Consider the following 8586-nt stretch of genomic DNA (forward strand, 5'->3'; position numbering starts at 1 on the left):
GCGAAGCCGCCCCAAAAAAGCCAGGGCCGCTTCGCAGCCCAGCGGGAGCAAGCTCCCTCGCCACAACAGCTCGACGAACTTAGGCCTTGGCGCCACGCTCAATCGCAAACCCGGCCCAGGTCTGGCTCACTGGCATCAGCTCCAGGCGGTTGATGTTCACGTGTGCCGGGGTGTTAAGCACCCAGAAGATCGTATCCGCAATGTCCTGCGGCTGGATCGGCTCGGCACCGGCATAAGTCGCGTCATAACGCGCCTGGTCACCGGCAAAGCGCACCAGCGAGAACTCACTCTCACACAGGCCCGGCTCGATGTTGGTCACGCGCACGCCGGTGCCCTGCAGGTCGCAACGCAGGTTCAGCGAGAACTGTTTGACGAAGGCCTTGGTGCCGCCATACACGTGGCTGCCCGGGTACGGGTAGCTGCCGGCAATGGAACCGAGGTTGATGATGCCGGCGCCACGGCCGTGGGCGATCAAGCGCGGCAACAGCAGGCTGGTGGTGGTCAGCAGGCCCTTGATGTTGGTGTCGACCATGGTTTCCCAATCGTCGAGGCTGCACTTCGGCGCAGGGTCGGTGCCCACCGCCAGGCCGGCGTTGTTGATCAGCCCGCGCAGCGTGGCAAAGGACGGCGGCAGGTTGGCGATCGCCTCTTCCATGGCCTTGCGGTCACGCACGTCCACCACCAGGCCGAGCACTTCGGTCTGCTTGGAAAGCTCGGCGCACAGGGCGTTCAAGCGCTCTGCGCGGCGGCCGGTGAGCACCAGTTTCCAGCCGGCTTCGGCAAAACGGCGGGCACAGGCTTCGCCAAAACCGGAGGTCGCGCCAGTAATAAACAGCGTATCGGACATGGTGTTCTCCTTGCGGGGCTACGAGGTAAAAAATCAGCCAGCAGAATGCCCGGCTGCCGGGCTGGCGGCAACTGATACACGCTGTGGACACAGGTGAATGCCGCTCATGCTGTACGAAATTCAACCAATCGCCCGAAAGCCATACAGGCCGTGGCGTGCAGCCATGTGCGCGCACCTTATCCACAGCCCCGTCCACAGTCTTTGGGGGCAAGTACAAAAGCTGAAAGCCGCGCTACACAAGGCTTTCAGCGCGATTCAAAAAGTTTTTTGCTTGACCTTGCGCAGCCCGTATGTAGCCCGGTTCAAAACGGTGCAACCAGGACGATGGCTCCAGGCCAGTCATTCCGGCCTCTGCGGCACTCTTTCCAGAGTTTAGTCACAGACTTATCCACAGGCCGGAGTGACATATTCCGGTCATATACCTGTGTCTTTAAACAGGTTGACAAAACCCTCGGGTGGTCACGAAAAACTCACTGATCAATAAACAACCACCACGCTGCAAGCCGCGAAAACAAAGGCCTCCAGCCAGCTACTCCCACGTTACCCACAGCCGGTTCCACAGTGCTTGGGGACAAGTCAAAACTGTGACAAAACAGGGATTTGCGGCGGCTATATGTCGCGCTTTGGCAGGTGCCTGGATTTGTTGTCCACAATTTCAGGAAAGCACTGTGGATGATCGTTCCCACGCTCTGCGTGGGAATGCAGGCCGGGACGCTCCGCGTCCCAAAGCGTGACGCAGAGCGTCACAAGAGGCGTTCCCACGCGGAGCGTGGGAACGATCAGACATTGGACCTGCGAACGACTTAATGCCCGCCGAGGTAGGCGTTACGCACCTCCTCATTCACCAGCAGCTCCTTGCCGGTGCCGGTAAGGCGAATCTCGCCGTTGACCATCACGTACGCCCGGTCCGACAGCCGCAACGCATGGTTGGCGTTCTGCTCCACCAGGAAGATGGTCATGCCGGTAGACGCCAGCTCCCGCAGCGTGGAAAAGATCTGCTTCACCACGATCGGCGCCAGCCCCAGGCTCGGCTCGTCCAGCAGCAACAGCTTGGGCCGGCTCATCAGTGCGCGGGCGATGGCAAGCATCTGCTGTTCACCACCGGACATGGTCATCGCCCGCTGGTTGCGCCGCTCCTTGAGCCGCGGGAACAGCTCGAACATGCGCTGCATGTCTTCGGTGGCGAACTTGTCGCCAATCGGGATGGTGCCCATCAGCAGGTTTTCCTCGACGGTCATGTCGGGGAACACCCGCCGCCCTTCCGGCGACTGCGCAATGCCGTTGGAGGCGATGTAGTGGGACGACTTGTGGGTAATGTCGACGCCGCGGTAGATGATCTGCCCGGACTCGGCCCGTGGCTGGCCAAAGATCGACATCAGCAGCGTGGATTTACCCGCGCCGTTGGAGCCGATCAGGCTCACGGTTTCGCCTTCGTTGATGTGCAGCGAAACTTTCTTCAGGGCCTGGATCGGGCCGTAGAACACGTCCAGGTCTTTCAGTTCGAGGATTGGCTCACTCATACCAGTTCCTCTTCGTCAGCGCCCAGATAAGCCGCGATCACCTTCGGATCATTGCGGATCGCTTCCGGCCCGCCCTCGGCAATCACGTTGCCGTGGTCCAGCACCACGATGTGGTCGGAAATACTCATCACCATGCCCATGTCGTGTTCGATCAGCACCACCGTCAGGTCGTGCTCGTCCCGCAGCAGGCGAATCATCGCGCTGAGGGCTTCGGTTTCCTGGGGGTTGAGGCCGGCGGCCGGTTCGTCGAGGCAAATAATCTGCGGCCGGGTGCACATGGCACGGGCGATTTCCAGGCGGCGCTGCTGGCCGTAGGACAGCTCGCCGGCCAGGCGGTTGGCGCAGTCCACCAGGTCCACCACTTCCAGCCAGTAGAACGCATGGTCGAGGGCGTCGCTTTCAGCCTTGCGGTAGCCCTTGGTATTGAGGATGCCCGCGAGCATGTTGCGGTTGACCCACATGTGCTGGGCCACCAGCAGGTTCTCCACCACCGACATTTCCTTGAACAGGCGAATGTTCTGGAAGGTGCGCGCCAAACCCGCCCGGTTCACCAGGTGAGTGCCGCCGAACATCTTGTAGAACACCCGGCTGACGAAGCTTTTCGGCGAGACAAAGTCGGTGGCCTTGAAGCGCTCGCCCAGCAGTTGGATCACGTTGGTCTGCTTGCCGCGCACATTGAGTTCGATCTTGCCGCCGGAGGCTTTGTAGAAACCGGTCAGGCAGTTGAACACGGTGGTCTTGCCGGCACCGTTGGGACCGATCAGGGCGAAGATCGAGTTGCGCTTGACCTTGAGACTTACGTCGCTCAAGGCCTTGATGCCACCAAAGTGCATCATCAGGTGTTCCACGGAAAGAACGACTTCCTTGCTCATGGCGCCACTCCTTTACGCGGGACGACACCGGTACGGCTGATACGAATCAGGCCTCGTGGTCGCCAGATCATCATCACCACCATCAACACGCCGAAGAGCAGCACGCGGTACTCGGAGAAGCTGCGCAGCAGCTCCGGCGCCACCGTCAGCACGAACGCGGCAATCACCACGCCGACGGTCGAGCCCATGCCGCCCAATACCACGATGGCGAGGATCAGCGCCGACTCGAAGAAGGTGAACGACGACGGGTTGACGAAGCCCTGGTAGCTGGCGAAAAACACCCCGGCCAGACCGGCAGTGGACGCGCCGATGGTGAACGCCGAGAGCTTCACCAGCACGTGGTTGAGGCCCATGGAACGGCAGGCGATTTCGTCTTCGCGCAAGGCTTCCCACGCGCGGCCCACCGGCATGCGGGTCAGGCGGTGCTTGATGTACAGCACCAGCAGCACTACCAGGAACAGCACGATGTAGATGAACAGGAATTTGATGTTGGGGTTGTAGTCGATGCCGAAGAACTCGTGGAACGGCACCCCGCCATCCTTCGCCTTGCGCACGAACTCCAGGCCGAAAAACGTCGGCGAGGGCACCGGCATGCCGTTCGGGCCACCGGTAAACGACAGCCAGTTATTCAGCACCAGGCGGATGATTTCACCGAAGCCCAGGGTCACGATCGCCAGGTAATCGCCGTGCATTCGCAGCACCGGAAACCCGAGTATGCACCCCGCCAGCGCCGCACAAATCGCCGCCAGCGGCAGCACCGACCAGAAGCCCAGGCCGAGGTACTGGTAACCCAGCGCCAGGCCATAGGCGCCGATGGCATAGAACGCCACGTAACCCAGGTCGAGCAACCCGGCCAGGCCGACCACGATGTTCAGGCCAAGGCCCAGCAACACGTAGATCAGCCCGAGGATCACCACGGTCAGCAGGTATTTGTTGGCAAAGAACGGGAACACGATGGCAATCACGATCAACGCCGGGATGATCCAGCGCAGGCGCGACTTGTAGTCCGGCTTGAGTACATGCACACCGGAGCCGGTGCTTTCAAACCCTTGCAGAATCCGCAGGCCCCTTGGGGTTTGCAGGAACAGGCTCATGGCGAACCGGCCGACCATCACGATGGCCACCAGGATGCCGACACGCGCCGGTTGCAGGTTGAAGCTGTAGCCGTCGAGGACCACGCCGACGATCGGACCGAACACGATCAGCGAAATCAGCCCGGCGAGTACCGCATCGACGACACTTTTCTTGATATCGATAGAGTAGGCAGCAGACATAGTTATACCTTCGCCACGAGTGGGCGACCGAGCAGGCCCTGGGGACGGAAAATCAGGATCACCACCAGCAGGGAGAAACTGAACACGTCTTTGTAGTCAGAGTTGATCAACCCCGAGAACAGCGACTCGGAAATACCCAGGATGATCCCGCCCAGCATGGCCCCAGGCAGGGAGCCGATGCCGCCGAGTACCGCTGCGGTAAATGCCTTGATGCCGATGATGAAGCCGGCATAGAAGTCGAACGTGCCGTAGTTCAGGGTGATCAGCACACCGGCCAGCGCGGCCATGGCGGCACCAATCACGAATACGTAGGAGATGACCCGGTCGGTGTTGATACCGAGGATCGACGCCATCTTGCGGTCTTGCTGGGTAGCGCGGCACATGCGGCCGAGCTTGGTGTACTTGATGATGTAGGTCAGCAGGCCCATGCCGACGAACGCGGCCACCAGGATGAACACCTTGGTGTAGGTCAATTGCACGAAGCCGGTGCCGATATCGACTCTCCAGGCGCCGGCCAGCAGCGTCGGGATGCCTTGTTGCTTGGCGCCCTGGGCGATCTGCGCGTAGTTCTGCAGGATCAGCGAAATACCGATGGCGCTGATCAGCGGTGCCAGTCGGGTGGAGTTGCGCAGCGGTTTGTAGGCGACACGCTCGATGACCCAGCCGTAGACGCCGGTGACGACGACGGTGAAGATCAGGGTGCCAAGGATGAGCAGCGGGAAGGATTCGATGCCGAAGTAAGCCAGCAGTGCCAGACTGATCGCCGCGAGGTAAGCGGAAATCATATAAACCTCGCCATGGGCGAAGTTGATCATGCCAATGATGCCATAGACCATTGTGTAGCCGATGGCGATCAAGCCATAGACCGACCCGAGGGTCAGCCCATTGACCAGTTGCTGCAGGAAAATACCATCCATAACGCAATCTCACGCAGTGAGAGCCTGCACACCTGTGGGTGTGCGGATCTTCTAGGAGGAAAAGACAGACACAAAAGGGGCTGGCAACCAAGTCCCCGTGTGGGAGCTGGCGTGTGTGGGGGCCGGGCTTGCCCGCGATAGCGACACCTCGGAATGTCAGTCAACCCGAGGTGACGCTATCGCAGGCAAGCCAGCTCCCACAAAAGCCCGGTTCCCACAGGGTCAAGTGGCGTCTAACCCATCGCGCTAACTATTACTTCTGCTTTTCCAGCTGGTGATACTTGCCGTCCTTGTCCCACTGGTAAACCACATAGTCGGAGATTTTCAGGTCGCCCTTGGCGTCCCAGTTCTTCTCGCCCATGACGGTTTTGACCGGGTGGGATTTCAGCCATTTGGCTGCGTCTTCGCCCTTGTCGGACTTGGCGCCATTGAAACCGGCGGCCAGGGCCTGGATCGAGGCGTAGGCGTACAGGGTGTAGCCTTCAGGCTCGGTGCCATTTTTGCGGAACTCTTCCACCACGGTCTTGCTGTCTGGCAGCAGGCGTGGGTCGGCGCCGAAGGTCATGTACACGCCATCCACGTACTGTGCACCACCGGCGGTGGCCACCAGTTCGTCGGTCACCACGCCGTCATCGGACATGAACTTGACGTCTTTCAGGCCGGCTTCACGAATCTGCCGAACCAGTGGGCCGGCTTCCGGGTGCAGGCCGCCGAAGTACACGACGTCAGCACCGGTGGAGCGGATCTTGGTAACCAAGGCGCTGAAATCTTTCTCGCCACGGGTCAGGCCTTCTTCCAGCACCGGCTTCACACCGCGCTTGGTCAACTGCGCCGCAGTGGCGTCGGCCAGGCCTTTGCCGTAGGTGTCCTTGTCGTTGATAACGGCAACTTTCTTGCCCTTGAGCACGTCGACGATGTAGTCGCCGGCCACGATGCCTTGCTGATCGTCACGACCACACATGCGGAACACGGCCGACAGGCCACGCTCGGTAACCTGCGGGTTGGTGGAGCCCGGGGTGATCATGATCACGCCCGCATCGGCATACACCTCGGAGGCTGGGATAGTGTTCGACGAGCAGAAGTGCCCGACCACGCCAATCACTTTGTCCTGGTCAACCAGGCGGTTGGCCACGGCCACAGCCTGCTTGGGTTCGCAGGCGTCATCGCCGGCCACCAGCTTGATCTGCTCGCCGTTGATGCCGCCGGCCTTGTTGATGACATCGGCTGCCGCCTGGGCACCTTTCATGTACTGCTCACCAAATGCCGCATTGGCGCCGGTCATCGGCCCCGCTACGCCAATCTTCACATCAGCTTGAGCAAACGCAGAAACACCCAGCGCCGCAGCAACGGCGAGGGCTAGAAAACCTTTCTTGTAAAACGTCTGGGACATGAGTGGTGCTCCGAGGTTTTTGTTGAATTGGCACTGCAGCTTCACTTCAAAAACTTTCGGAGAAAGCCCAGAGCAAGCGTCGTGCCATTACGTTTTTATTATTCAAAAAGACACGGTGTCATTGTTATTGCAGGTTTTTGGGCGCCTTTTGATTGGACGTGCAACCGTCTATCTCAACCAGGTGCAACCATTGGACCTATAAAGTGCAACCCGACCAATCAAGCACTGCAACCCGGCCACTAAACGGCCACCCTTAAACATGTAACAGCGTGCGTAACGGAAGTGCACATTTACAGTGCGTTACTGCTACGACTCGCACCAATACAGATTAGTAGCCGGCTAAGAAAATGCAGGCTTCTGAGGGGTATTTCGTTGATCAGATCACGATCCGCAGGCATTGGCCCGCGTGATACAGCGAGAATCCCGCCTCGTACAAACAGCTGCGCAGGCCCACACCGGCCAACGGCTGCATCGGCGCAAAGGGGATCGGCAGTGCCTGTGGATCCTGGTGACACAGATAATCCGCGAAGGCTTTGCCCACGACACTGCCGGTCGTCACCCCGCGCCCGTTATAACCGGTGACCGCCACCAGCCCGGGCGCCGGCTCGAACAGGCGCATCAAGTGGTCCGGGGTGAACGCGATGCAGCCGGTCCAGGTGCACTCCCACTGCACCGGTTTGAGGTACGGGAAGTAGTGCTGTTGCACCCGATCGGCCCAGGCCTTGAGGAACCACGCGGGTTTCTGGTTGCCGTTGCCCAGGCTGCCGAGCAGCAGGCGGCCTTCGGCGTCGCGGCGGATGCTGCTGAGTACCTGGCGAGTGTCCCAGGAGCCTTGGCCGCCCGGAAGGATTTGTTGGGCGGCGTCGTCGGTCAGAGGGGCCGACGCCACCTGATAGTAATAACCGGGGAAGAAGTTGCGGCGCAGTTCGGTCCACTCGCCTTCGGTGTAGGCGTTCGAAGCGATCACCACCTGTTCAGCCTGCACCGAGCCTTGGGCAGTCTGCACAGACCAGTGCTGGCCCTGGCGTTCCAGTTGGGTGACTGGGGAGTGATCGAACAACTGTCCGCCGAGCCCGACGGCGGCATTGGCCAAACCACTGGTGTAGGCCATCGGGTTCAAGGTGCCGGCCCGCCGGTCGAGCAAGGCGGCAGCAATCTTTTTGGTACCGGTGGCTTGTTCGCATGCAGCGCCGGTCAACAGCTCCACCGGTGCACCGCGACGCTTCCACTGTTCTTCACGACTGCGCAAATCCGCCTCGCCACGGGCGTTGTGCGCCATGTGCAAGGTGCCCTCGCGACGCAGTTGGCAGTCGATGTTGTATTTGTCGATCAGGCTGAACACCAGGGACGGTGCCGCGCCGAGCATGCGGTTGAGCTGGCTGCCCACCGCGGTACCAAAACCGGCTTCGATCTCGTCCGGGGGAATCCACATCCCTGCATTGACCAGCCCTACGTTGCGCCCCGAACCACCGTGGCCGGTGCGATGGGCCTCGAGTACGGCGACACTTTTTCCTTGTTCCAGCAAGTGAATGGCTGCCGACAAACCGGTGATGCCGGCGCCGATCACGCACACATCCACTTTTACCTCGCCCTTGAGCGCGGCACGATCCGGCCGGCCAGGAGTGAGTTGTTCCCACAAGCATGCTTCGCGTAATGCCATTGCCAGACTCCGATGAGACCTAACAAACCACTTTTCCGAATTGTAAATACGGTCAAATGTGGGAGCGGGCTTGCTCGCGAAAGCGGTGGATCAGATAAGCATTCGT

General features: G+C 60.4%; 7 protein-coding genes. All 7 read right to left on the reverse strand.

Translation table 11 applies throughout. The annotated features are described in order from the left end of the window. Positions 1–79: 79 nt before the first annotated feature. Positions 80–847, reverse strand: a complete 768-nt coding sequence (locus tag ACW9I6_RS27950) for an SDR family oxidoreductase (protein ID WP_008439080.1) — start codon at positions 845–847, stop codon at positions 80–82. A gap of 803 nt (positions 848–1650) precedes the next feature. Then, positions 1651–2367: an ABC transporter ATP-binding protein gene (locus ACW9I6_RS27955; protein WP_003217439.1), complete on the reverse strand. Its 717-nt coding sequence runs from the start codon at positions 2365–2367 to the stop codon at positions 1651–1653. Next, a complete protein-coding gene (locus tag ACW9I6_RS27960; RefSeq protein ID WP_003217442.1) occupies positions 2364–3239 on the reverse strand; it encodes an ABC transporter ATP-binding protein in 876 nt (291 codons plus the stop codon). Before ACW9I6_RS27960 ends, ACW9I6_RS27955 begins: the two co-directional genes overlap by 4 nt. Continuing rightward, positions 3236–4513 (reverse strand): high-affinity branched-chain amino acid ABC transporter permease LivM, encoded by a 1278-nt coding sequence (gene livM, locus ACW9I6_RS27965; RefSeq protein WP_003217445.1) that lies wholly within the window; start codon positions 4511–4513, stop codon positions 3236–3238. Before livM ends, ACW9I6_RS27960 begins: the two co-directional genes overlap by 4 nt. Before the next feature lie 2 nt (positions 4514–4515). Beyond that, the gene (locus ACW9I6_RS27970; RefSeq protein WP_003217447.1) at positions 4516–5430 is read right to left on the reverse strand and encodes an ABC transporter permease subunit; all 915 of its coding nucleotides are present in this window, start codon (positions 5428–5430) and stop codon (positions 4516–4518) included. Positions 5431–5683: 253 nt separating this feature from the next. Further along, positions 5684–6820 carry a branched-chain amino acid ABC transporter substrate-binding protein gene (locus ACW9I6_RS27975; RefSeq protein WP_003217449.1) on the reverse strand — a complete coding sequence of 379 codons (1137 nt, stop codon included), beginning with the start codon at positions 6818–6820 and terminating at the stop codon, positions 5684–5686. Positions 6821–7196: 376 nt separating this feature from the next. Continuing rightward, positions 7197–8480: an L-pipecolate oxidase gene (amaA, locus tag ACW9I6_RS27980; RefSeq protein WP_087692468.1), complete on the reverse strand. Its 1284-nt coding sequence runs from the start codon at positions 8478–8480 to the stop codon at positions 7197–7199. Between the last annotated feature and the right edge of the window lie 106 nt (positions 8481–8586).

The organism is Pseudomonas sp. SDO5522_S412, from assembly GCF_054071215.1.